The 21,535-nt window shown below is 66.5% G+C and carries 26 protein-coding genes; 12 read left to right on the forward strand and 14 right to left on the reverse strand.

The features are described 5' to 3' along the window. The first annotated feature begins 24 nt into the window (after positions 1-24). Positions 25-1,302, forward strand: coding sequence for a DUF4407 domain-containing protein (locus ACIA6A_RS12410; protein ID WP_396097578.1), 1,278 nt, complete (start codon positions 25-27; stop codon positions 1,300-1,302). Positions 1,303-1,350: 48 nt separating this feature from the next. On the opposite strand, the gene ACIA6A_RS12415 is transcribed toward ACIA6A_RS12410, so the two are convergent. Together ACIA6A_RS12415 and ACIA6A_RS12420 are read right to left on the reverse strand one after the other, a co-directional pair. Beyond that, positions 1,351-1,947, reverse strand: coding sequence for a type IV toxin-antitoxin system AbiEi family antitoxin domain-containing protein (locus ACIA6A_RS12415; protein WP_396097579.1), 597 nt, complete (start codon positions 1,945-1,947; stop codon positions 1,351-1,353). Positions 1,948-2,044: 97 nt separating this feature from the next. Beyond that, positions 2,045-2,395 (reverse strand): cupin domain-containing protein, encoded by a 351-nt coding sequence (locus tag ACIA6A_RS12420; RefSeq protein ID WP_396097580.1) that lies wholly within the window; start codon positions 2,393-2,395, stop codon positions 2,045-2,047. Positions 2,396-2,447: 52 nt separating this feature from the next. On the opposite strand from ACIA6A_RS12420, the gene ACIA6A_RS12425 reads away from it, so the two are divergent. The 3 genes from ACIA6A_RS12425 to ACIA6A_RS12435 all read left to right on the forward strand — a co-directional run bounded on the left by ACIA6A_RS12425 (position 2,448) and on the right by ACIA6A_RS12435 (position 4,314). Continuing rightward, a complete protein-coding gene (locus ACIA6A_RS12425; RefSeq protein WP_396097581.1) occupies positions 2,448-3,440 on the forward strand; it encodes a GlxA family transcriptional regulator in 993 nt (330 codons plus the stop codon). A 29-nt stretch (positions 3,441-3,469) separates the two neighbouring features. Continuing rightward, the gene (locus ACIA6A_RS12430; protein ID WP_396097582.1) at positions 3,470-3,901 is read left to right on the forward strand and encodes an ATP-binding protein; all 432 of its coding nucleotides are present in this window, start codon (positions 3,470-3,472) and stop codon (positions 3,899-3,901) included. Positions 3,902-3,984: 83 nt separating this feature from the next. Continuing rightward, complete coding sequence (locus tag ACIA6A_RS12435) at positions 3,985-4,314, forward strand: STAS domain-containing protein (RefSeq protein ID WP_396097583.1); 330 nt, start codon at positions 3,985-3,987, stop codon at positions 4,312-4,314. Positions 4,315-4,323: 9 nt separating this feature from the next. On the opposite strand, the gene ACIA6A_RS12440 is transcribed toward ACIA6A_RS12435, so the two are convergent. The 7 genes from ACIA6A_RS12440 to ACIA6A_RS12470 all read right to left on the reverse strand — a co-directional run bounded on the left by ACIA6A_RS12440 (position 4,324) and on the right by ACIA6A_RS12470 (position 8,589). After that, positions 4,324-5,070 carry a SigB/SigF/SigG family RNA polymerase sigma factor gene (locus ACIA6A_RS12440; RefSeq protein ID WP_396097584.1) on the reverse strand — a complete coding sequence of 249 codons (747 nt, stop codon included), beginning with the start codon at positions 5,068-5,070 and terminating at the stop codon, positions 4,324-4,326. Positions 5,071-5,250: 180 nt separating this feature from the next. After that, the gene (locus tag ACIA6A_RS12445; protein WP_396097585.1) at positions 5,251-5,592 is read right to left on the reverse strand and encodes a hypothetical protein; all 342 of its coding nucleotides are present in this window, start codon (positions 5,590-5,592) and stop codon (positions 5,251-5,253) included. Next, the gene (locus tag ACIA6A_RS12450) at positions 5,589-5,888 is read right to left on the reverse strand and encodes a hypothetical protein (RefSeq protein ID WP_396097586.1); all 300 of its coding nucleotides are present in this window, start codon (positions 5,886-5,888) and stop codon (positions 5,589-5,591) included. The genes ACIA6A_RS12445 and ACIA6A_RS12450 overlap by 4 nt, the downstream gene beginning before the upstream one ends. A 117-nt stretch (positions 5,889-6,005) precedes the next feature. Next, on the reverse strand, positions 6,006-6,686 hold the full coding sequence (locus ACIA6A_RS12455; RefSeq protein ID WP_396097587.1) for a hypothetical protein: 681 nt from the start codon (positions 6,684-6,686) through the stop codon (positions 6,006-6,008). Next, entirely contained in the window at positions 6,686-7,177 is a 492-nt protein-coding gene (locus ACIA6A_RS12460; protein ID WP_396097588.1) for a hypothetical protein, read from the reverse strand. Before ACIA6A_RS12460 ends, ACIA6A_RS12455 begins: the two co-directional genes overlap by 1 nt. A gap of 36 nt (positions 7,178-7,213) precedes the next feature. Further along, positions 7,214-7,705 (reverse strand): hypothetical protein, encoded by a 492-nt coding sequence (locus tag ACIA6A_RS12465; protein WP_396097589.1) that lies wholly within the window; start codon positions 7,703-7,705, stop codon positions 7,214-7,216. 608 nt (positions 7,706-8,313) lie between these two features. Beyond that, entirely contained in the window at positions 8,314-8,589 is a 276-nt protein-coding gene (locus tag ACIA6A_RS12470) for a hypothetical protein (protein ID WP_396097590.1), read from the reverse strand. Between the two features lie 155 nt (positions 8,590-8,744). Here ACIA6A_RS12470 and ACIA6A_RS12475 point away from each other — a divergent pair, with 155 nt between their 5' ends. Then, positions 8,745-9,608 carry a helix-turn-helix domain-containing protein gene (locus ACIA6A_RS12475; protein WP_396097591.1) on the forward strand — a complete coding sequence of 288 codons (864 nt, stop codon included), beginning with the start codon at positions 8,745-8,747 and terminating at the stop codon, positions 9,606-9,608. Beyond that, entirely contained in the window at positions 9,599-9,805 is a 207-nt protein-coding gene (locus ACIA6A_RS12480; RefSeq protein ID WP_396097592.1) for a DUF397 domain-containing protein, read from the forward strand. Before ACIA6A_RS12475 ends, ACIA6A_RS12480 begins: the two co-directional genes overlap by 10 nt. A 78-nt stretch (positions 9,806-9,883) precedes the next feature. Here the strand turns inward: ACIA6A_RS12480 and ACIA6A_RS12485 are convergent, their stop codons facing one another. Further along, a complete protein-coding gene (locus ACIA6A_RS12485) occupies positions 9,884-10,477 on the reverse strand; it encodes a hypothetical protein (RefSeq protein ID WP_396097593.1) in 594 nt (197 codons plus the stop codon). Positions 10,478-10,927: 450 nt separating this feature from the next. Between ACIA6A_RS12485 and ACIA6A_RS12490 the strand changes: the two genes are divergently transcribed. After that, a complete protein-coding gene (locus ACIA6A_RS12490; RefSeq protein ID WP_396097594.1) occupies positions 10,928-12,532 on the forward strand; it encodes a polysaccharide biosynthesis tyrosine autokinase in 1,605 nt (534 codons plus the stop codon). Here the strand turns inward: ACIA6A_RS12490 and ACIA6A_RS12495 are convergent. Beyond that, positions 12,516-13,097, reverse strand: a complete 582-nt coding sequence (locus ACIA6A_RS12495) for a low molecular weight phosphatase family protein (protein ID WP_396097595.1) — start codon at positions 13,095-13,097, stop codon at positions 12,516-12,518. The genes ACIA6A_RS12490 and ACIA6A_RS12495 overlap by 17 nt on opposite strands. A 42-nt stretch (positions 13,098-13,139) precedes the next feature. Between ACIA6A_RS12495 and ACIA6A_RS12500 the strand changes: the two genes are divergently transcribed. The 5 genes from ACIA6A_RS12500 to ACIA6A_RS12520 all read left to right on the forward strand — a co-directional run bounded on the left by ACIA6A_RS12500 (position 13,140) and on the right by ACIA6A_RS12520 (position 18,511). Continuing rightward, positions 13,140-14,270 (forward strand): DegT/DnrJ/EryC1/StrS family aminotransferase, encoded by a 1,131-nt coding sequence (locus ACIA6A_RS12500; protein WP_396097596.1) that lies wholly within the window; start codon positions 13,140-13,142, stop codon positions 14,268-14,270. Next, positions 14,267-14,911, forward strand: a complete 645-nt coding sequence (locus tag ACIA6A_RS12505) for a sugar transferase (RefSeq protein ID WP_396097597.1) — start codon at positions 14,267-14,269, stop codon at positions 14,909-14,911. Before ACIA6A_RS12500 ends, ACIA6A_RS12505 begins: the two co-directional genes overlap by 4 nt. Continuing rightward, positions 14,904-15,545: a NeuD/PglB/VioB family sugar acetyltransferase gene (locus tag ACIA6A_RS12510; protein WP_396097598.1), complete on the forward strand. Its 642-nt coding sequence runs from the start codon at positions 14,904-14,906 to the stop codon at positions 15,543-15,545. Before ACIA6A_RS12505 ends, ACIA6A_RS12510 begins: the two co-directional genes overlap by 8 nt. 338 nt (positions 15,546-15,883) lie before the next feature. Further along, a complete protein-coding gene (locus ACIA6A_RS12515) occupies positions 15,884-16,981 on the forward strand; it encodes a hypothetical protein (protein WP_396097599.1) in 1,098 nt (365 codons plus the stop codon). 144 nt (positions 16,982-17,125) lie between these two features. Next, positions 17,126-18,511, forward strand: a complete 1,386-nt coding sequence (locus ACIA6A_RS12520) for a hypothetical protein (protein WP_396097600.1) — start codon at positions 17,126-17,128, stop codon at positions 18,509-18,511. Positions 18,512-18,557: 46 nt separating this feature from the next. Here ACIA6A_RS12520 and ACIA6A_RS12525 read toward each other — a convergent pair whose 3' ends face one another. The 3 genes from ACIA6A_RS12525 to ACIA6A_RS12535 all read right to left on the reverse strand — a co-directional run. After that, positions 18,558-19,775 (reverse strand): hypothetical protein, encoded by a 1,218-nt coding sequence (locus tag ACIA6A_RS12525; protein WP_396097601.1) that lies wholly within the window; start codon positions 19,773-19,775, stop codon positions 18,558-18,560. A gap of 5 nt (positions 19,776-19,780) precedes the next feature. After that, the gene (locus ACIA6A_RS12530; protein WP_396097602.1) at positions 19,781-21,100 is read right to left on the reverse strand and encodes a glycosyltransferase family 4 protein; all 1,320 of its coding nucleotides are present in this window, start codon (positions 21,098-21,100) and stop codon (positions 19,781-19,783) included. Between the two features lie 45 nt (positions 21,101-21,145). Continuing rightward, positions 21,146-21,535, reverse strand: a 390-nt coding sequence (locus ACIA6A_RS12535; RefSeq protein ID WP_396097603.1) for a UDP binding domain-containing protein, incomplete at its 5' end; no start/stop codon positions are given.

The raw sequence follows: 21,535 nt of genomic DNA on the forward strand, positions 1-21,535 counted from the left end.
CGTACGATCCGTAAGACTTTCATCATGCGTCGTTTGCTGCTCCGGATCGCCAACGTGAACCCGGACAGCGTGACAACGCATTCCGACCGGGTTCTCTACGGCTCGATCGGCATTTTCATCATGCTGTACTTCGTGTACGCGACGGCGGGTGGCGCGGCGTTCGTCGACGCCAGCGCGAATTACACCCACCCGTGGTGGCAATGGCTGGTCGGCCCGCTGGTGGCATTCGGCGTGGTGGCCTACGACCGCGCGGTCGTAGGCCGCGTCCCGATCAACTACGACCGCCTCGAATCCGCCGACCCGGACGACCTGCTGAAGCACCCGACGTTCAGCCTGTACGCCGGCCGGGTCTGCCTCGCCCTGCTCTTCGCCGTGATCATCACCGAGCCGCTGATGCTGGCCCGATACCAGGGCGAGATCGACGCCAGACTCAACGAGGTCCACAACCAGCAGATCAGCGAGATCGAGGTGGGCGGCGCCATCGCCGCCTACGACGCCCGCCTGCAGGTCGTGAAGAAGGAATCGATCGCCGCCGACGCCGCGGTCCAGTCCCTGAACACCCGGGCCGCGGAGAAACGGGCCGACGCGCGGAAGTTGTACGCCCAGGCCCTTGCCGACTCCGAGGGTGACGGCGTCTCCCGCAAATCCGGCTGCCCGGCCGGCGGTTTCTGCGACACCCTGGTCAAACGCTCCCGGGCCCTGGACGACCAGGCCGCCCGCCTCGATCTACAGGCCGCCGACCTGCAGAAGACCCAGGCCACCAGCCGCATCGCCCGCGCCGAGGAAGAAAAAGACCTCACCGCCAAAATCAGCAACCAACGTACGGCCAACGCGGAAGCCATCCGGGCCGACTCCGGTTTCGGCGCCCGTACCAAGGCGATGTGGTATCTCGTGACATCCGATTTCGCGGGCATCGGCCTGTTCTACATCGGCATCGCTCTGCTCCTGGTGGCCCTCGACTGCGCCGCGGTAGGCCTCAAAATCGTCTCCCACGGCAATTCCTACGAACGATCCGAGGCCCGCATCGCCCGCGCCCACGAACACGAGGCCGCGATCGGCTACGAACAGGGCCTGCGGGACGCCCGCCGCTTCGCCGAGGCATCATCACGGGTCATGGCCGAAAGCATCGGCAAGGCTTCCCGCGAGAACGACCTCAACCAGATCGCCCTCGACCGGGCCCGTATCCGCCTCTACGAGAACGTGACCGCGATGCCCCTGCCCCCGGTCCCCCTCCTCGAACGCCACCCCGCCGCCGACCTCAAAGCCCGCACCCTCCGCGAACCCGACCGCATCCGCGCCTGACCAGGCTGGATGGTCGTTGGCGGTTTGTCGAACGGGAGCGCATGGTAGCTAGTTTCGAGTGGCGAGAGCCAGCAGCCGGTCACGGCCCGCGACTGCGCCGATGATCTCGGTCGCCTCGAGCTCATCGATCAGATCGCGTCGCCGGGCATCGGTGACCGCGTCCAGGACTCGCTCCCTGATCAGACGGGGGATGCCCTCGATCAGCGCGCGTCGCACGGTGACGCAGCGCAGACCCTGGTGGGTGGTCAGATCGTCCTCGGTCACATCTGATCGGACGGTGACGACGGTATTGCGTGGTGGCTGGTTCCGCCATCGGCGTCGGGTGCCGACGTGGATCTTGTGCGGGTTGACCAGGGCCAAGCCGAACATCGCCAGCACGGTGTCGCCCTCCAGGAAGGCATCCTCGCCGACGCCGGCCAGCGCGGCCGCAAGCTCGGTCCATTCATCGACCGGCACGCCTCTGTGCCGGTAAACTCCATGGCCGACCCGCTCCAGTGCGGTCCGTGACGCCAGCTTTCGAACTTCGACCGCGGGAACTCCGGCATCGTCGGCCTGCCGGGTGGTCACGATGCCATGGTTCTCGGCGGCGATCTCCCACAGGTCGTGGCGGTACGTCATTCCGGCCCCTTCCCGTTGCAGATCCATGACCCGTAGTCATTACCGTACCGAAAGTGGTTTTCTCTAACCTTGGTATTTGGCAAAACAGTACCACTATCGGTACGCCTTCGTCGGACCCGTCGTCCTAGGCCTCGTAGCTCCAGGCCGGCTTGCCGCCGGCGGCGTTCGAGGTGATCTCCGGGCCGACGAGCAGGAAGCGGGCCTCGCCGTCGACCTTGGGGCAGTGTTCGGTGCCGCGGGGGATGACCAGCAAGTCGCCCGGGGTCAGTTCCACGTCACCGTCGCGGAGTTGGACCGTGAGCTGCCCCTCGAGCAGCAGGAACGTCTCGTCCTGGTCGTGGTGGGTGTGCCACTCGGTCGAGCCGGTGCCTTTCGCCACCTTGAAGAGGTTGCCGTTGCCCTCGGCGACGGTTCGTTGCGACCAGAACGCGGTAAGTTTCCCGGTCTCCCGGGCCAGTGAGATCTTCTGCAGCATGCTGTCGATCCTGGCCGCGCCACGGCGGTGGAAACAGTGCTAGGAATGGCCAATGGCGCAAGGATCCTGCGAGCCTACCCAGCGCACCTGGCGGGTCGTCCTCATCGTGGACGAGGGCTCCAACCCGTTCGAGGTCGGCTGTGCGTGCGAGATCTTCGGGATCAGCCGCCGGGCCGAGGTCGGCTACGAGCCGTACGAGCTCTCGGTCGTCACTCCCGGCCGGGGCACGGTGATGCGTGACGGGCTGTTCAGCGTCAGCGCGCGGGGCCGGCTCTCCGACATCGCGGCGGCGGACATGGTCATCGTGCCCAACCGGCCGTACGTCGACCGCCCGTCGCGCCCGGCGGTGCTGGCGGCGATCCGGCGTGCGCACGAGCGTGGCGTCCGGCTGGTGGGGCTGTGCACCGGTGCGTTCACGCTGGCCGAGGCCGGTGTGCTCGACGGGCGCCGGGCGACGGTGCACTGGCAGCTCGCGGAGGAGTTCCGGCGCCGGTTCCCCGCGGTGCGCCTGGAGCCGGACGTGTTGTTCGTCGATGATGGGGATGTGCTGACCTCGGCCGGCAGTGCCGCCGCGCTGGATCTGGGGCTGCACATCGTGCGCCGCGATCATGGCGCGCACGTGGCCAATCATGTCGGGCGCCGGCTGGTCTTCGCCGCGTTCCGGGACGGCGGCCAGCGGCAGTTCGTGGAGCAGCCGGTGCCGGCGCCGGCCGCGGTCTCGCTGGCTCCCACGCTGGACTGGGCCCGCCAGCGGCTGCATCTGCGGCTGACCGTCGACGACCTGGCGCACCGGGCCCGGGTCACCCCCGGCACGCTGCACCGCCGGTTCCGCCGGGAGGTGGGCAGCACGCCGCTGGAGTGGCTCACCACGCAGCGGGTCGCGCTGGCGTGCCGGCTCATCGAGCAGGGTGCCGGTGGGGTCGAGGCGGTCGCTCACCATGCCGGCCTGGGCACGGGCGCGAACCTGCGCAACGTCTTCCGTAAGCACCTGGGGATCAGCCCGACCGACTATCGCAAGCGGTTCACCCGCGCGGCGGGGCCTTAAACCACCGGGTCGGGGGCATAGTGCCGGAGGTGAAGCAACTACGCACCTCGCCGCCGCCTCCGGATGCCGAGGAGCTGCGCGTCTGGGTTCTCGAATCCGTCGATCAACTGCGCGCCCTGCGGGTGGGGCTGATCGATGCGCTCAACGCCTATACGCCCGAGGCGCATGACGCTCTGGCCGATGTCCCGGACCGGATGGTCCTGGTCGTCACGGAGCTGGCGACCAATGCCCTGAAGTACGGGATCCCGCCCACCACGGTGCGGCTGATGCGCACCCGGGACGAGTTCGTCCTGGATGTCGCCGATCATGATCTGACCGCGATCCCGGAGCTGGCCCACACCCGGCCGTTGAACGCCGGTGGCCGGGGGCTGCACATCGCCAATGCTTTCGCGCTCGATGTCGGCTGGTATGCCTCCTCGACCACCAAGCACATCTGGGCCGCGTTCCCCCTGCTCGGGTAACGCACCGCGACAGCGGGAACACATGTACCAAATGTGACCGCCCGTCGGTGGCGCCGGGGATCTTTGCTGGTAGACAAGTAGCCGTGGACGAGGAGTACTTCACCATCAGCCGGGGCGACCCCGGTGGCACCCCGGAGACCCGGGTGCACCTTGCCGGGGAATTCGACCTGGGGGCGTGTCCCGCGTTACGGGAGGCGCTGTTCGGCATCGTCGACGACGACCGGCCCCGCGGTATCACCGTCGACCTCGCCGACGTCACGTTCCTGGACTCCGAGGCCATCAACGTGCTCCTGGACGGCTATCTCGCCGCCGACGAGGCCGGCATCACCTATCGGTTGATCAACCCCAGTGGCCTGGTCAAGCGGGTCTTCGAGGTCATCGACATGCCCCGCCTGTTCGGCCCGGAGTCCTGATCGGCGCGATCAGGTCTCCAGGAAATCGCGCATGGTCTCCAGGGCCCTGGTGATCAGGCGGGAGACGTGCATCTGGGAGATGCCCACGTGCTCGGCGATCTGGGTCTGGGTGAGGTTGCCGAAGAAGCGCAGCACCACGATGGTGCGTTCCCGCTCGTCCAGGCCGGCCAGTGCCGGCCCGATGGCCATCCGCGCCTCCACCTGGGCGTATCCGTCCTCGTCGGCGCCCAGCAGTTCGCTGAGCTCACGGGCGTCGCCCGGCCCGGCCGGGGCGGACAGCGGGGTGGCCCGGTAGGCACGCGACCCCTCGAGGCCCTCGATCACGTCCTCTTCGGAGATGCCGAGGTACGCCGCCACGTCCACCACGGTGGGGGAGCGGTGCAGGGTCTGGGTCAGCGTGCAGGTCGCCGCGCTGATGGCCTGGCGGAGTTCCTGCAGGCGCCGGGGTACCCGTACCGCCCAGGTCCGGTCCCGGAAGTGTCTTTTGATCTCGCCGATGATGGTGGGGACGGCGAACGCCCCGAAGTCGCCGCGGTCGGGTTCGTAGCGGTCGACGGATTTGAGCAGGCCGAGCACGGCGACCTGGACGAGGTCGTCGAGGGGTTCGCCGCGGCCGGCGTAACGGCGGGCGAGATGGCGGGCCAGGGGGAGCCACTGGCCGACGACCTGTGAGCGGGCGGCGGGCCGGGCCGGATCGTGCGGGGCCAGCGTGGTGAACCGGGAAATGAGCGCGTCGTCGGTCACGGTCGGTGCCATGAAAATGCCTCCCAGGACTCTGCGTTCGGTGGCCTGACCGTATTTGCCGGGCGAACGCCGCGCCATGACGCGTCTGGGTCTTTACGTCGTTGGAGTGAATGCCGGGTCACCGCCGCGCGGGTGAACCCTTTCCCGTCAATGGCATTCATCTGACGGGAGAACGACACCTCGACGGGTGCGTTATTCGGTGGGGCGGCGCCGGCGCCGGCGGCCACTGGCGGTCTGCGTCGGCTCGGCGAAGATTCGCCGGCGGGCGTGCCCGATCAGGTGGGCCCGGCGCTGCTGGCGGGCGGCCCGTTCGGCCGGTGGGGTGAAGTCCTCGTCCGGCGGTGCGGCGGTCCGTTTGCGGATCGCCATGTCGAACATGGAGTGCGACGCCCGGTCGTAACCGGTCCGGTAGGCCTCGTCGCGATCGAGTCCCTGCTTGTACCACTGGTGGATCCGGCCGGCGGCATACCCGCTGGCGATCACGAAGGCGAGCGCGAAAACCGCCTGGATGATGCTGTTACCCGGGACCGTCATACGAGGGGGTGACCTTTCCTTGCCAGAGCCGGCAGCGGCTCGAGGTGGTGCAGCGGGACGACCGCGCGGGCCGGCGCCGGCAGCGCCCGGGCCGGCGCGGGCTCCGCGGCTGGGTGGTTGCGCACGGCCAGCTGGAACAGTGTGTGCGAGGCCTGGTTGTAGCCCTCCCGGTACGCGACGTCACGCTCGAATCCGTGCCGGTACCACTGGTGCACCCGGCCCGCGACGTACGCGGTGAAGATGACCATGGCAACGGAGAGCGCGAACTGGATCGCGATGGAACCGGACGGTGTCATGCCATTGATCCTATGGTTGACGGGAATCAAACAACCCCATCTGTAGCGGCGGTTGCGGTCAACGCTCGTCGCAAGCGAAATGGCTGTTTGTGTACGGTGTTTCGACGTGACAGAAAGTTATTCAGAGTCCGGCGGAAATGGTTCTTGAGAACTCGGCGGCACCGATGCCACCGATTCCGCCGGTGACGGCACGGGTGGATCGACGGGCGGCTCGTGATGGTGCTGCGGGGCCGAGGGTTCGTCGTCCGGGCGCGGGGCCGGCGTGTCCCGATCGGCCCGCGGGACGACCGCCGCCGGTGAGACGCTCGGTTCCGGGGAAGCCGCCGGGGACGCCGGCTCCGACCGTGCGGGCACCGCGACGGCGAGCCGGATCGCCGCGCTCGGTGCGGAATCCGGTCCGGCCCAGTGCGACCCGAAACCCGCTGACACCGTGTACGTGCTCAATTGCCCCGCCGCGGCCGCCGTGTCGACACAACTCACCCGCCCGCCCGGCACCTCGCACACGACCTCGCCGACCGGCCCGGGATGGCGGGTGACGAGGTACCGGTCCACCGGCACCCCCGGGGCCAGCTCGACGGCGTCCCAGCCGACCCGCGGCCCGGTGGCCACCAGCCGTACGGTCGGCGCCGCCATCCGCGGGATCCGCACCGCGTGGATGGTGAACGTCGACGGGGACGCGGTCACGTTCCAGCCCCCGTAGGCGGCGACCCCGCTGCCGACCGCCACCACCCCGGCCCCCGCGCCGGCGACCGCGACGAACGTCCTGGACCATCGGCGCACCACTGGCTCCCTCACCATCAGGCGCTGCTCGCGCCGTTCGCCCGTACCGGAATCGTGAAGGTCGCACCCTGGCAGGCGCTGTCGGAGGCGTTGGTCATCCGCAGTCCACCGGCGACGGTGAAGACCCCGATGGTGTTCCGCGGGACCTCCCACGCGACCGGCAGCGTCTCCGCGGTGATCACGACCCCGGTGGTACGGCAACCCGCGTCGCGATGCTCGTCATCGGCGACCACCGGCCCGGCGCCCGGGCTGACCGTGGTGATCCGCACCGGGAAGTCGTTCTGGTTGGTGACCGTGACGGTCAGATCCGCGGTCGCGCCCGGGTACAGCGGCCTGCTGTCGTCGGAGCGGCCCTGCAGCTTGAGCTCGACGGCCCGGCCGGCCACGGCCACCCCGGTCCCGCTGCCGTCCAGCTTCCAGTACGCCCAGGCGGCGCCCGCATTGACGAGCACGGCAGCGGCGGCCGCGAAACTGAGGATCGCCCTGCCGCGACGGTCGAGCTTGCGCATGCGGTTCCTTTTCGGTTCTAGGCCTCACCGCCGCGCTCACGAAGCTGCGCTGACGGCATCGAGATGGACGCTGAAGGTGAACGGGGCGCCCTGGCAGGCGTCGGCCGGATCCGCGATCATCCGCAACGGCCCGTCCCACGTGATCCGCGCGGTCGCCGGGGCGTCGGCGCGGCCGGCCGGCACGGTCACCGCCTCCGGCAGGGGGGCGTCGTTCACCACTTCGACGTTCGCCGCGGCGTCACATCCGGCCGTCGTGGAGGCCACCTGCGTCAGGTCGATGTTGTTGACGCGTACGGGAAAAGTGTTGGGATTCTCCACGGTCAGCAGCACGGTCGTGGTGTTCCCGGGAGTGAGCCCGGCGCCGGCCAGCCCCGCGCCGGTGACGCGCAGCGTGACCCCGGAGCCGGCCTTCGCCTCGGCGTTCCCGGTGCCGCTGAGGCTCCAGGCGGCCCAGGCCGCCCCGGCCGCCCCGAGCAGCACCGTGACGGTGGTGAGCACGGCCGCCGACCGCTTGCTGAACTTGCGCATGCGCGCGTTCCTCCCGCAGAAGTCGAAAATGCGCCCCCGGTCGCCGGACCGCGACCGGGGGCGCGGGAATCGGTACTGCCACTGTCGTTCCGGTGGAGGCGGAACTGTGCGGTACCACATTCCCTGACCATGGGCGAACGCGTGATCGGATTTCCGTGCGGCATCACCGCCGTAACAATCCCGCGATCCGCGCTTACCGGGTTACCCCGCGAGAGGTAAAGCAGCATGCCGGCTGCCGGGATCATCGATGCGACAACGGTCGACAATGGCCGGTGAACCGTTGCTGAGCAGCCACGACATCCGTTTAGCACCTTTCCCGTCCGTTATCCAAATCGGTAAAGATCTTGCTCTGCCGGGTTCCCGTCGCCGGGGAGGGGCGACGGGAACCCAGCAGCCCGCCGGTCACCATCGGCGGGTTCTTCACCACGCGCCACGCCTGGGGGCAGGTCGGCGGGCAGCATCGGTGAAGAGGTCTGTTTATCCGTACATGTGGCTCTCCTGAAATCCTTGGTGCGTCTCTTACTGGAGAACGCTATTGCGGCACCGGCGGAGATCGGGCAACCGTTCGCGGATTCGACGCTTTGATCATCAGCGGGCGCCTGATCGGTTTAGCCCGCAGGAGTGACGCGATGCGGCCGGGGCGGCAACCACCCCATGAACCGGTCCCACAGGTCCTCCGGCACGCCGTCCGCGCTCGCCGCCAGATCCTCGAAGGCCTGGGCGTAGAACTGCGCCATGTAGGCGGCGAACGACGTCGGGAACCGGTCGAAGTCCCGCGCCAGGTCGGCCCGGGCCGCCGCGCACGGCCACCCGGTCCCGCACCCGGCACAGCTCCACCCGGGGCGGTCGGGCTCATGGGCGCCGGACCGGGCTTGATGCTGCATGGCTACCTCATCTATGGTCTGAAGCAAGGCTAGTCGTACGACAAGTTGTCGTGCAGCATGCCCGAGTGGATATGCCGATGCAACGCATGCGCGAGATCGGCCCGGCCGACCACGGGACGGGACCGGTCACGGGGCGGACCGAGAGGAGAGATTTCATGGCGAGACGCAAGCAGCCCCCGACCGCCCGGCTCCGCCGGCTCGCCGCGGAGCTGAGACAGCTGCGCGCCGCCGCCGGCCACACCCGGGAAACGGTGGAGGACAAGACCGGCATCAACACGGCCAGCCTCTACCGGATAGAAACAGCACGGGTACGCCCGCAGAAACGCACCCTGTACGCCCTGCTCGAGTTCTACGGCATCCCCGACGGCCCCGAACGGGATCTCCTGGTCGAACTCACCCGGGACGTACCGCAGCTGGGCTGGCTCGAGTTCGGCCGATCGGAGCTGCCCGAGGGTTACCAGACCTTCATCAGCTTCGAGACCGAGGCGGACCGCATCCACAACTACGAAAGCCTGTTCGTCCCGGGCCTGCTCCAGACCGAGGCCTACACGCGGGCCCTCTTCGAAGGCCTGCTCCAGGACGACAGCGACAACCGGGCCGAACGAGGCGTCGAGACCAGGGCCCGCCGGCAGGCCCTGTTCACCGCGAAGCAGTCCATCCAGCTGTGGGCGATCCTCGACGAAGCCGCCATCCACCGGACGGTCGGCGGACCCGAGGTCATGAACACCCAGCTCGACCACCTCGTCCGAGCCGCCCGGTCACCCACCATCACCCTGCAGGTGCTGCCCTTCAGCGCCGGCGCCCACCCAGGGATGCCGGGATCCTTCGTGCTGATGGATTTCCCGGACGACGACCCATCGCTCGTCTGCGCGGACGCCGCCAGCGGCGTCCTCTTCCTGGAAACAGAGGCAACCGTGGCCCGATACCGCACCACGTTCCGACGCCTCGCGGCACAAGCGCTCGACCCCGCGGAAACGATCGCTCTCATCACCAGGAAAAGGAGTTCACCATGGACCTGACCAACGCGTCGTGGAAGAAGAGCACCCGCAGCGAGCCCGAGAGCAACTGCGTCGAGGTCGCGATGAACCTGCTCCCGGCAGGCATCGCCGTCCGGGACTCGAAGAACCCCGACGGTCCGGCCCTGCGCTTCACCCAGGACGAATGGGCGGCCTTCATCGGCGGCACCAAGGACGGCGAGTTCGACCTGCCCGCCTGATCCAGGCGGCTGGGTAAAAGACGCTGGCCCGCACTGCCATGTCGGCAGTGCGGGCCAGCCTTTTGTCAGATCCAGGGATCAGACGTTGTTGCGGCGGCGCACGTGGTTACGCGTGACCGCGGCACTGCCCGCGAGCGCCAGGACGCCGAGGCCGGCGATGGCGATCCAGACACCGTTCGAGGCCGGGGCCTCGGTGGTGCTGCCGACCGCGACCGTCGCCGGTGCGGAGTCGAACGAGGCCTTGCGCATGACGATGCGGCCCTTGCCCTTTTTCAGGACCAGGATCGTGGCGGAGGCACCCTTCTTGGACTTTGCCCCCTTGGCCGTGATCACGATGGTGCCGGCACTCTTCGTCTTCACGTTGTACGTGAACTTGCCGAACTTGTCCGCCTTCAGGCCGACGACCTTGGTCGTCTTCCACTTCGTGGAACCCTTGGGCAGGAACTTGATGACAACGGCGATCTTCTCCCGGGCGATGTACTTCTTACCGGTCGCCCGAACCTTGATGCCGATCTTCACGACGCCCTTGTTCACCACCAGCGACGGCGGCGGCGGCGGGTAAGCGCCCGGCGCGGCCTGCGCCGCGGAGGCGCCGAAGGCGGTGAGGCCGAACGTCATCGCCAGGGTGGCGGCGACGGCCGTGAGAAAAGCAATGGCCCTACTGCGGCTCATGATTGCCTCTTCCGAATAAAGTGATGATTCTGCAGGGTCGAACGGGTGAGACCCGTTTCGGTTGCGATGAGACCCTGTCCTGCTCGGTCCGGACGACCTGGATGGTGATCACCGTCCGGTGCTGATTCACCTCCTCGCGGTCTGTGCGGCCTCACCGCACCATCCCGGTGAGATGAAGATCAAAGGCCTGCGACCTGCGGTTATAGGCGTCACTGGCGGCATCACGAAATTCACCCCCCTCGTGCGGGTGAATCCCGAAATACCTCGGAGTTTCTGCGCGGCAAACCATCATCAGAAGCGCTATGCGGCGTTAGTCGTCTACGAGCCCCGGTTGCGCACGCGGACTCGTACGGGACAACGCGCAACCGACGGCCGAATACATGAGCATTTCGGGTCGTACACGATGTCCGGATGGCGGATTCTCCGGATACAGATAGAGGAGGCAACTCGATGGACCTGCGCGATTACGTGCGCGCCGTCCGGAAGAGATGGTGGATGGTCGTCGGAGCGATCGTGATGGCGATCGGCGTGGCGATCACCGTCACCCTCCTCACCCCACCCCGGTACGCGGCATCGGTCACGTTCTTCGTCAACACCCGGGGCACCGAGGTGACCCAGGCGTTCCAGGGCGGCCAATTCGCCCAGGAGCGGGTGAAGTCGTACGTGGACGTGCTGACCAGCAACCGGCTCGCGGTAGCCCTCGACGACGAGGAACCGAGCGCGCTGACCGCCGAGGACATCCAGGAGCAGATCACCGCACAGGTGGTACCGGACACCGTGCTCGTCGAGGCGACCATCACCGACACCGACCGGGCCCGCGCCCTGCGCCTGACCCAGCGGCTGGCGACGGCGTTCCCGGCCCTCATCAGCAAACTCGAGACCCCACCCGGCTCGAAGGTCCCCACGGTGGGCGTCCAGATCATCGCCGAGCCGAAACTCGCCCCGGACCAGGTCTCCCCACAACCCGTACGCAATGTGGGCCTGGCTGTCGCACTCGGCCTGATCATCGGCGTCGGCACCGCGGCGCTGCGCGAATCCATGGACAGCACGATCCGTACCCCCGAGGCTCTGAACGACGCGGCGTCGGCGCCGGTGCTCAGCGCCATCCCGTTCGACCGCAAGGCCGACAAGTCCCCGCTGATCACCGAGGGCAGCGCCCAGTCCACCCGCGCGGAGGCCATGCGCCAGCTGCGTACGAACCTGCAGTTCGTCGACGTGGACCGGCCGATCCGCAGCCTGGTCGTCAGCAGCTCACTGCCGGGCGAGGGCAAATCGACGACGGTCTGCAACCTCGGGATCGCCTTCGCCGAGGCCGGCCAGCGCGTCATCATCATCGACGCCGACCTGCGCCGCCCCCGCATCGCCGAATACCTGGGCCTGGAAGGCGCCGTCGGTCTCACCAACGTCCTGGCCGGCCAGGCGAACCTACGCGACGCCGCCCAGCAGTGGGGCACGAGCGGACTGTGGGTCCTGCCCAGCGGCTACATCCCGCCGAACCCCAGTGAGCTGCTCGGCTCCGGCAACATGGCGGACCTGCTCGCCGCGCTCAGCTCCGGTTTCGACATCATCCTGATCGACACCCCGCCGCTGCTGCCGGTCACCGACGCGGCGGTGATGGCCACCCTCGCGGACGGTTGTCTGCTGGTCGCCCGGCACGCCAAGACCACCAGGTCACAGGCCGCGATGGCCGCCGCCGCCCTCAGCAAGGTCAGCGCGAAGCTGCACGGCTGCGTCCTGAACATGGTCCCGGCCAAGAGCGCCGGCGCTTACGCGTACTACAGCTACACCAACGAGATGGACGAGGCCCCGCGGGCCGCGATCACGCCGCCACGTGCCCGCGAGACCCCCGTATCGCGCAACGAACCGCTGCCCGCGTCGCCCTTCCGCTCGGCGGCCGCCCCCACCGCGGTCCGCACCGAGCAGCGGCCGACCCGGGCCTCCCGTCGCGCCGAGATCGACGAGACCCCCACCACCGACCTGCGCATCTATCGCCGGACCGAGGACGGCCACTACGAGGGCACCGCGTCGGTGGCCGAGGTCAGGCACCAGCGATGACCCCGACCACGGCCCGCAGTGACAGCCAGACATCCTCGGCACAGGTCCGGAACGCCTCGATCGGCTGGTCCACCGGGTCCGGCAGATCATCGTCCCCGTCCGGAACCGGCGCCGCGAGGTGCCGGGTCGCATTGACCGTCGCGACCAACCGGCCCATCCGCGTGGCGACCGTCCCACCGCGAACGGGCTTCACCTCCGCGGCGAACCGGGCGAACTGCCGCAACGTGAAGGCCCGCCGGACCGCTGCCGGCTCGACCATCAGACAAGCCGCCCGCTGGTCCCGCGAGGCGGTCAGGACCAGGTCGGCAGCACGCAACATCCCGGCGGTCACCGTACGGCTGACAAAGCCACCCGCATCGACCCCGCACTCGCCGAGCACCTCAGCGGTGCCCCGGTGCATCCCCGCCCCGTCGAAGGCCCGGGTCCCGGCACTCGCGGTCACGACTCCGGCCGCGGCCGGCCCGAACGCGTCGTCGAACGCCCGCCGGGCCAGGCGCTCAGCCATGGGCGAGCGGCAGAGGTTCGCGTGGCAGACAAAAAGAATGTCAAAACGATCCTCAGTCAACGAAATTCCTCTTTCTCGGTTTTGTGGAAAGGATGCCCAGCGATGACCGGACGGATCCTGTTGTCCGCCCCCGATGTCGGCGAGCTCGAAGAGGCCTACGTCGTCGAGGCACTCCGATCCGGCTGGGTCGCCCCGGCCGGGCCGGCGGTCGACGCCTTCGAGCAGGAGGTGGCCGGCCGGGTCGGCGTCGCGCACGCGGTCGCCGTCAGCTCGGGCACCGCGGGGCTCCACCTCGCCCTGCTGGCCAACGGAGTCGGCCCAGGCCAGGTTGTTGTGGTCCCGACTCTTACGTTCGCCGCCACGGCGAACGCGGTCGCGTACACCGGGGCGGCCCCGGTATTCGTCGACAGCGATCCGCAGACCGGCAACATCGACCCGGCACTGGTGGCCAGGGCTCTGAGCGACCTCCGGGGTGAGGGCCGCGTCATCGGCGCGGTCATGCCGGTCGACCTCTTCGGCACGTGTGCCGACTACGACGAACTCACCCGTCTGTGTGACGAGCACCAGGTGCCGCTTGTCGCGGATGCCGCCGAATCGCTGGGCGCTTCGTACCGGGGCCGGCCGGCGGGCTCGTTCGGATCGGCGAGCGTCGTCTCCTTCAACGGCAACAAGATCATGACCACGTCGGGTGGCGGCATGCTGCTCTCGAACGACGCGGCCCTCGCGGCCCGCTGCCGCCACCTCTCCACCCAGGCCAGGCAACCCGTGCCGTATTACCAGCACGAGGAGGTCGGCTACAACTACCGCCTGAGCAACCTCCTGGCCGCCCTCGGCCGGGCACAGCTCAGCCGGCTCGACGACATGATCGCCCGCCGCCGGGCGTTCCGCGACGCCTACGCCAAGGTCTTCGCCAGCACCGACGGGGTCACCCTGCTCGGTGTGGACGACGGCGCGAACTGCTGGCTCACCAGCATCATCGTGGACCCGGCCAAGGCCGGTTGGGCCGCGGCGGACCTGGCACAACACTTCGCCGACCAGGACATCGAGACCCGCCCGGTCTTCAAGCCGATGCACCTCCAGCCCGCATTCGCCGGTGCGCGGTCATACCTGACCGGCGCAGCCGAAACGCTTTTCCAGAACGGGCTCACGCTGCCCAGCGGCTCGGTCCTGAGCGACCTCGACAGGCAACGAATCCTCGACACGACCTCGGAGTTCCTGGGGAGGAACCGATGATCGACCGGGTACGACTGCACGACGGGATCCAGCGGACGTTCGACATCATCGTCGCCCTGGTCATGCTGACAATCACCGCGCCACTCATCCTCGTCGTCACGATCCTGGTCGCCTGGCGGCTGGGCCGGCCAGTCTTCTTCCACCAGGCCAGACCAGGCTTGAACGGACGCATCTTCACGATGGTCAAATTCCGCACCATGCGCGACGTCGACCCTCAGCGCGGCCTCATCACCGACGCGGACCGAATGACCCGCCTCGGCCGCATCCTGCGAGCGACGAGCGTGGACGAGCTGCCAACATTCATCAACATCCTCAAGGGCGACATGAGCCTGGTAGGCCCGCGGCCGCTGCTGGTCCGCTACCTCGGCCGCTACACACCGACACAGGCCCGCCGCCACGAGGTCCGCCCGGGCCTGACCGGCCTGGCCCAGGTCCGCGGCCGAAACTCCCTCTCCTGGGAAGACAAATTCGATCTGGACGTCTGGTACGTCGATCACCGCACCCTGCCCCTCAACATCCGCATCATGTTCGAGACGTTCATGACAGTGCTGCGGCGTGACGGCATCGCGGCTGAGGGCGAGGTCAGCATGCCGGAGTTCACCGGAACGGCCGAACGCATGCGAGGCGTGGCGAATGCCTGAGCCGCTGGTCATCGTCGGGTGCGGAGGTCATGGCCGCGAGATCTTCGGCGTCGTCCAGGCCATCAACGAAGCCCAGGGAGACCCCTGGAAGGTACTCGGCTTCGTCGACGACGCACCCAGCGACGTCAACCTCGGTCGGCTGGAACGCCTGGGGGTTCCCTTCTTGGGAGCGATCCCCCAGCTGGCAGCAATGCCCAACGACGTGCGATACGTCATCGGTATCGGAGACCCCCGGGTAAGAGCTAAGGTCGCCGGCAAGATCGGGCCGGGGATGAGGGCCGCGGCACCCATCATCCATCCCGCCGCGACGGTGGGCCTGGACAACCGATTCGCCGAGGGCGTCGTCATCTTTCCCGGAGCACGAGTCACGACCAATGTCACGATGGGCCGCCACGTCCATCTCAACCAGAACGTCACCGTTGGTCACGACACCGTTCTCGATGACTTCGTCCAGATCAACCCACTGGCTGCGGTGTCCGGCGACTGTCATCTGCACGAGCGAGTCCTGGTCGGTACCACGGCTGCCCTGCTCCAGGGCCTGACCGTCGGAATGGGGGCGACCATAGGCGCGGGTGCATGCGCGGTCAAAGACGTCCCGGCAGGCTCAATCGTCAAGGGCGTGCCGGCGCGTTAGATCTTGTGCTGAAGCGGTGAAAAATCCCAAAGACACTAGGCGGGAATATGGGTGGGAACTCTTTACGGCATAGACCGGGCAGGCATTTGCAGGAATCCCGTTGGCTTTTGCCGCTCACGTGATGTGGGCGACGTCGGGAGGCTGTCTGTGCTCCTCGTCCTGGTTCAGCGGCCCGATGGAACGGGGCACTGATGAAACCTCTCCCCGCGACTCTTGCCGTGCATGCGGTCGAGGACTCCACTCAGGTCCGAGATGGCAACGGGAGGGTGATAACCCGAGTTCTTCAGCGGTATCCCATCACGTGTCTGACGCTGGCGCCGTACGTCGCAATTGTTCCCATGGCAATCTACTACGGGAATCCGCATATGGGTTTCCTGTGTATGGTCCTCGGGATTGCGGTCGGAAGTTCTGCGTGCGTGGAGACGATGTTCTTCCTGCTGAGGTTGCCCTACAAGTCGGCAGACAAGTGTGTAGAGGCAAATTCCAAGTACCCACAAATAGTGCGTGTAGCCAGGGTCGTGGCGATCGTGAGCGTGGTCGCTGACATCACCAATGCTGCCGTCGGTGGAAGTTCCATCTTCACCCAGGTGACCGGGCAAGTCGCGGCGTCGCCGTTGGCCAGCTTGACCACCCCGCTTGCCAGTTGGAAGTATTTAGCCGTAGCGCTTTTCGCTTCGGCATGCCTCGGTGGGCTCATGAAGGACTCTTCGTTCTTGAAGTGGTGCGGCCTGCTCCTTCTCGGGCAAATCGTTGTTGCCGGATACACCGCCATTACCGCGCCAATTGTCAATTACATCAGTTTCACCATCTTTGCCGGCCTCCTGCTCGGACTGCTCAGAATCAAGTTCGTCGCGACGTTCGGGTTGTGTCTCGTGCTGATCTGGCCGGTCGTTTTCAGCATACGAAACGAGATCCGGGAAAGTGGCGGCGTGGCCGTGGACTCCGACGTCACGGCCCAGGACCGGCTCCGCTTCGATGAGCAGTTGACGGCAGCGTCCGCCTATTCTGTTCCCGCCAGGCTGCCGGGCGAGATGCGTACCAGCGACATCCTTCGCTACGGCTTGGTTCCGCGGGTCCTCGATCCGGGCCGCCCCGCCCTTTCGACCGGAAACTTGATCAATGAGTACATGGGCGGCACCAGGACGTCGTCCTACAACTTCCTTGCGGTAGGAACGGTCTACTTCATCGAAGGCCCCTATGGCCTGATGATATTTTATAGCGGTTGGGCTCTTGCTTTTGTTCTACTGCTGAGAACCCGAGGTGGTCCAGGGCCTGTCCGGCTTGCAGTCGCTCTGATGGCCATACCCGGTCCTCTGGGCTGGGCGAACACTCATCCCGACGCCCTGACCGGTTATCTGCAGAGTCTGCTGGCCGCGCTCCCTGTATTTCTTGCTCTCCGGATATTCGGACGGGACGGCAAAACGAAGGACCAGTGACGGCGGGATGTCCGGGTTCATGTTTGTGTGGCTGGCCTGTGGAACGGTGCGGCGAAAAGATCCGCGCGGTTGGTCCTTGTGGCTGGTCGTAAGACTTTGGACCGGCTGACCTGACCGTATCCAGCTAGCGCATCGAGGCACGCTTTGACCGTTTCAGTGATACTCGGCCTATGCCTGCAAGCCATTTCAGTCTGTTTTGTGCATGTCGTCATTCGTGGTGATTGGATTCGTAGGCCTGCGGCTCTCATGCTGCTCATGGCCGTCTTGGGTCACGGTGTCACGGAGGTGATGCAGTGGATCTGGCCCGGCCGAAATGCGTATCGCCGATGGCTTGTTCAGGCAGACATGGACGACTGGGTTCTGCTGATGTCAGTGGCGATCGCGATCTACGCCGTCGCTTACTCCATGTTGGTGCGTAGTAAAGGAGCGCACTTCACGGATGCGGCTCAGGACAAGACCGAATACGTTTCCAGGCTTCCGCTGAAATTTCTGGTGGCGCTAACCGCTCCTCTTCTGATCCTTACCTGGCAAGGTCGAGGAGCCCTCGGCGCCGTGGCCATCGGGCAGGTTGCCAGCCGCGATGATTACGTAGCTGTCGGGCTTGCCGGCCAGTTCCTCGTGCCGGTGATGGCTGCCACCGGAGCAGTCATCCTGGTCCGCTATGGAGTCCGATGGCTGATTCCGTTGTTTGCGGTGCAGGGGATCATGTTGTCCTTGGCCGGCACGCGGACGATGATAGTAGCGACCTGCCTGCTTTCTCTGCTCGGAGCTCGCCTGTGTGGGGTGCGTCCTTCGCGCAGACAGGCCGCATGGGTGGCGCTGATCGTGATCTTCTTTGCCGCCTTGATCTCGTCCACACGGTTTACCGCCGGTCGGGAATCCTTCACCGCGGGACAGGGCGCCGACGACCGGATCAACGGGCTTTTTGCGGGCCTTGCGGCGCTCCCCACCGCTCAGAGCCGGGGTGCGATCCTCAACGACTTCGTTTACCGCTTTGACTGCAACACCTACGGTGCGCTGGTACTCCAGGGGCTCCGTCAGGATGTCCCGTCGGTGGGGCTGGAGACGTTGAAAAATAGTATGTTTCTGGTTGTTCCGAGCTTCCTGGCACCGGATAAGTTGGACAGTGCCCGAGAGGTCAGGAACGAGGAGGCATTCATTGATCGTAGATTCGGCATCGACCAGCAGATCGACTGGCTCCCAGGAATGTTGGGAGCCATGACTGCCTACTTCGGGCCGCTGGGGCTGCTCACGCTGTCTGCGATCTTTGGTCTGCTGCTCGGAAGCTTGGAGATCGCTGCGCTCCATCATCCAAGCCCAGCGCGCTTCGTTCTGTCTATCGGGGTCGCGCAGTGTGCATTGGCTTATGAGGCCGGGCCTCAAGCGCTTTTCGTCACCGGTCGAGGGGTGGTCGCGTTCGTCGCCCTTATCTGGTTGACCAAAGAAGTTAGGATGATGCTCAGAAGAGATGGGAGCCGTCGGCTGCAAAATGTCATGCCATCGACCCTCATGGTCGGCGCAAAAAAGTGATGATCGGTTGTGGTTGCCGGGCAGGAGAAGTCTGCCTGGCGATGGATTAGGGAATGACCGAGGCGTGCTTCAGCTTTGTGAAGCTCAGCCACCACAGCGCCGCTCCCAATAGTGAAATCAGCGCCATTGCCACAGATGCGCCGACCGCGCCGAAATAGTGCGCGCTAGCCAGGATCGCCGCTACTCGGAAGGGTCCGACTGCGGCCTCGATCATCAGGCCTCGTGCGGGGGCGCCCATGGTGCGGTGGAGGGCGAGGGCGATGGCGCTCAGGCAGGCGAAGACGAGCTCTGCGGTCAGGAACGGCACCGTCGGCTTGGCGCCTGCCCAGCTCCCGCCCAGCAAGCTTGAGCCGACCTGCGCCGGCAGGAGGAACACCAGGAGACCGAGCGTGGCGATGGCGCTCATCATGGTGGCGCAGATGAGCAGTGCGCGCTGAACGAGCTTCTGAGGATCGTTCGCTTGGATCCTTGCCAGGTATGGGATCGCGATGCCGCGTGCTGTCGTGATCAGGATCGTGCACGGGGCAAGGATGGTGCCGGCCGCACGGAGTGCACCGATCACCTCCGCGGTCGCCGCGATCAGCAGCAGGCTGGTGATCAGCTGGGCTACCCCGCTGCCGGTGAGGAACTCGAGGCCGTAGAGGAACGAGGTCTTGGCCGGCAGATCAGGCGTCTTCGTGGCCGGCTTCAGAGAAACGCCAAGCCGGACGGCTTGCAACAGGCCGATTGTGGCTCCGCCGATGGCCCACCCGGAGAAGATGGCCAGCGGGCCGAGGTCGGTGACCATCATCAGGACGAACAGGGATACGACGATCCCGGTCCAGATGATCTCCTGGACGAAGGCGCTCTCGGCGCGGCCGAATCCCAGCAGTAGCGTCTTGATGTGTTCGTACATCACCAGGCCGGGCAGGGCTATGCCGAGCACCAGGATGTACTTCAGATCGAAGGCGAGGGCCGTCCCTACGGCGACTACGCCGGCGATTCCTCCCAGCATGACGAGGAGTTGACTGCCTCGGTGCGTGACGCCCGGCGCGCCGGGGAGGGCCAGCACTTGCTCTGTGATCGCACATCGGTATGCACCGACGATCAGCACATAGAGGGAGAAGGCTACGGCGAAATGGCCGAACTCCTCGACGGAGACCGAGCGCGCCACTCCTACTGCGAGAAGGAAGTTCCCCAGGCTGGAGGCGGCGTTGGTCGTTACTCCCAGCAGGGGGCGCTTCGCCTGTGTTACGCGGCTGAATCCAAGCTCTATTTTGCTCATGACGGTTACTCGGAAAGCCGCTGTCCCAGTTCGAGATCGGCTGCAACCGGTGATCTCGATGGGGGCACTACGCGCTGGCCGATCGCGCGATCGTAGGCGTCCGTATACCTTGCTAACGTCTTCGCGGTGGAGAAATTGGCGACGCAGAAGTCACGCCCGTTGGTGCTCGTGCGGCCATCGTCCTCGTGGAGCAGCCTGGACACGGCCAGCATCACCTTGTGCGGAATTTCGTGCTCGACTTTCTGCGTCACCAGGAAGCCGTTGTATCCGTCGACCACGGTTTCGAGGCTGCCGGCGGTTTCCGTGGCGACCACCGGCGCTCCGCAGGCCATGGCTTCCAGGAGCGAGAGTCCGAGCCCTTCCTCCTGCGAGGTCTGGACGAACACGGATGCACCTTGATACAGCGAGACCAGATCCTCTGCACTGACGTCAGGCATTACCCGGACTCGTTCAGAAATTTTGTGGTGGTCGATCCGCTGCTTGGCCGCGTCATGCAGCGCTCCTCGCCCGGCGATCACCAGGTCGGGACAATCACGCGCTGCACCGAGGAGCAGCGCGTAGGCGTCCACCAGGCGATCAAGCCGCTTGCGTGGGTCGCCGAGCCGGCACAGGGAAAGGAGGTAGCCCTGCCGGTTGTGTCCCCTCGGATGAGGCTTGAAGGTGTTGGTGTCGATACCCGGGGGAGCGATGATGGTGTTCGTGTGACCCATCGTCTTGACGTGGTCGAACATTTCTCTGTTCTCGACCAGGACGACGTCTGACGCCTCCAGCCCGAGCTTCTCGGCCTTGGTGGTGGCCGAGGTCATCGCTTTCGTCCAGTACCGTCTGCCCAACTTCTTGGAGACCAGGGCCTCCTGGCGCTCCCATTGTGCGATGGTCGCTGTCTGCAGGATGACGGGTCTGGTGCTTCCGCGTACCACCGCGGCCCAAGCAGGGGTCCCGCAGACGACTTGGAGTACGTCGTAACGTTCCAGGTGGTCGGTGATCTCTCTGCGTGGCTTGTAGCGCATGAACTCGAGCTCGACCGCGTTCGCCCCCCACCGGTGGACACCGGCGGAATCCACGGTCAGAAGACTCTCTCGCCGCCAAGTGGCCGGCCGGGTGAGGAGACGACTGTTGGCATCCGCTCGCGAGGTCGCGAGGTCATGGACGGTGACCTCGTAGCGGCCCTGCTTCTGCAGGCCGGTTCGCAACCAGCGGACGACGGAGGGAACGCCTCCGCCGGAGTAGAAGCCGTGCGTCAGGAGTGCTACCCGAATCGTGGGTTCAGTCATGAAGAAACAGTCATCTCCTGAGAGGGATTGGCTGCCGAGCAGCAGATCCAAGCCCGATGGGAATGAGGAATTGCGCCAGGTCGCGGAGATGAATCTTTACCGGCCGCTGCTCGCGAGGTTGGGGACACCTATTCCGCGGTATTCCCAGCCTGCGCGGGCCCAGAGGGTGGCGTCGAGGCAGTTCTTGCCGTCGATCACGCGTTTGGCGGCGGCGAGGGCGCCGAGCGCGGCCGGGTCGGCGTTGCGGAATTCCGGCCATTCGGTGAGCACGCACACCAGGTCCGCATCGGTGACGGCGAACTCTAGTGAAATTGCGTAGGTCGCGGTTGAGAGGACCTTGCGGGCGTTTTCCATGCCTTGGGGGTCGTAGACGCGTACGTCGGCTCCGGCTTTGGCGAGGCTGGCGGCGATGGACAGGGCGGGTGCGTCGCGTACGTCGTCGGAGTTGGGTTTGAACGCGGCTCCGAGTACGGCGATGCGGGTGCC

The organism is Actinoplanes sp. NPDC051494 (genome assembly GCF_044454705.1).
GTDB lineage: Bacteria > Actinomycetota > Actinomycetes > Mycobacteriales > Micromonosporaceae > Actinoplanes.

Excerpts from the sequence above, each read along its gene's own strand:
- ACIA6A_RS12455 (WP_396097587.1), bottom strand. The coding sequence starts at position 6,686 with ATGGTGAGGGAGCCAGTGGTGCGCCGATGGTCCAGGACGTTCGTCGCG.
- ACIA6A_RS12465 (WP_396097589.1), bottom strand. The coding sequence starts at position 7,705 with ATGCGCAAGTTCAGCAAGCGGTCGGCGGCCGTGCTCACCACCGTCACG.
- ACIA6A_RS12425 (WP_396097581.1), top strand. The coding sequence starts at position 2,448 with ATGGCGCAAGGATCCTGCGAGCCTACCCAGCGCACCTGGCGGGTCGTC.
- ACIA6A_RS12485 (WP_396097593.1), bottom strand. The coding sequence starts at position 10,477 with ATGAGCCGCAGTAGGGCCATTGCTTTTCTCACGGCCGTCGCCGCCACC.
- ACIA6A_RS12460 (WP_396097588.1), bottom strand. The coding sequence starts at position 7,177 with ATGCGCAAGCTCGACCGTCGCGGCAGGGCGATCCTCAGTTTCGCGGCC.
- ACIA6A_RS12515 (WP_396097599.1), top strand. The coding sequence starts at position 15,884 with ATGGCAATCTACTACGGGAATCCGCATATGGGTTTCCTGTGTATGGTC.
- ACIA6A_RS12475 (WP_396097591.1), top strand. The coding sequence starts at position 8,745 with ATGGCGAGACGCAAGCAGCCCCCGACCGCCCGGCTCCGCCGGCTCGCC.
- ACIA6A_RS12480 (WP_396097592.1), top strand. The coding sequence starts at position 9,599 with ATGGACCTGACCAACGCGTCGTGGAAGAAGAGCACCCGCAGCGAGCCC.
- ACIA6A_RS12450 (WP_396097586.1), bottom strand. The coding sequence starts at position 5,888 with ATGACACCGTCCGGTTCCATCGCGATCCAGTTCGCGCTCTCCGTTGCC.
- ACIA6A_RS12415 (WP_396097579.1), bottom strand. The coding sequence starts at position 1,947 with ATGGATCTGCAACGGGAAGGGGCCGGAATGACGTACCGCCACGACCTG.
- ACIA6A_RS12410 (WP_396097578.1), top strand. The coding sequence starts at position 25 with ATGCGTCGTTTGCTGCTCCGGATCGCCAACGTGAACCCGGACAGCGTG.
- ACIA6A_RS12510 (WP_396097598.1), top strand. The coding sequence starts at position 14,904 with ATGCCTGAGCCGCTGGTCATCGTCGGGTGCGGAGGTCATGGCCGCGAG.
- ACIA6A_RS12470 (WP_396097590.1), bottom strand. The coding sequence starts at position 8,589 with ATGCAGCATCAAGCCCGGTCCGGCGCCCATGAGCCCGACCGCCCCGGG.
- ACIA6A_RS12490 (WP_396097594.1), top strand. The coding sequence starts at position 10,928 with ATGGACCTGCGCGATTACGTGCGCGCCGTCCGGAAGAGATGGTGGATG.
- ACIA6A_RS12500 (WP_396097596.1), top strand. The coding sequence starts at position 13,140 with ATGACCGGACGGATCCTGTTGTCCGCCCCCGATGTCGGCGAGCTCGAA.
- ACIA6A_RS12445 (WP_396097585.1), bottom strand. The coding sequence starts at position 5,592 with ATGACGGTCCCGGGTAACAGCATCATCCAGGCGGTTTTCGCGCTCGCC.
- ACIA6A_RS12420 (WP_396097580.1), bottom strand. The coding sequence starts at position 2,395 with ATGCTGCAGAAGATCTCACTGGCCCGGGAGACCGGGAAACTTACCGCG.
- ACIA6A_RS12440 (WP_396097584.1), bottom strand. The coding sequence starts at position 5,070 with ATGGCACCGACCGTGACCGACGACGCGCTCATTTCCCGGTTCACCACG.
- ACIA6A_RS12505 (WP_396097597.1), top strand. The coding sequence starts at position 14,267 with ATGATCGACCGGGTACGACTGCACGACGGGATCCAGCGGACGTTCGAC.
- ACIA6A_RS12525 (WP_396097601.1), bottom strand. The coding sequence starts at position 19,775 with ATGAGCAAAATAGAGCTTGGATTCAGCCGCGTAACACAGGCGAAGCGC.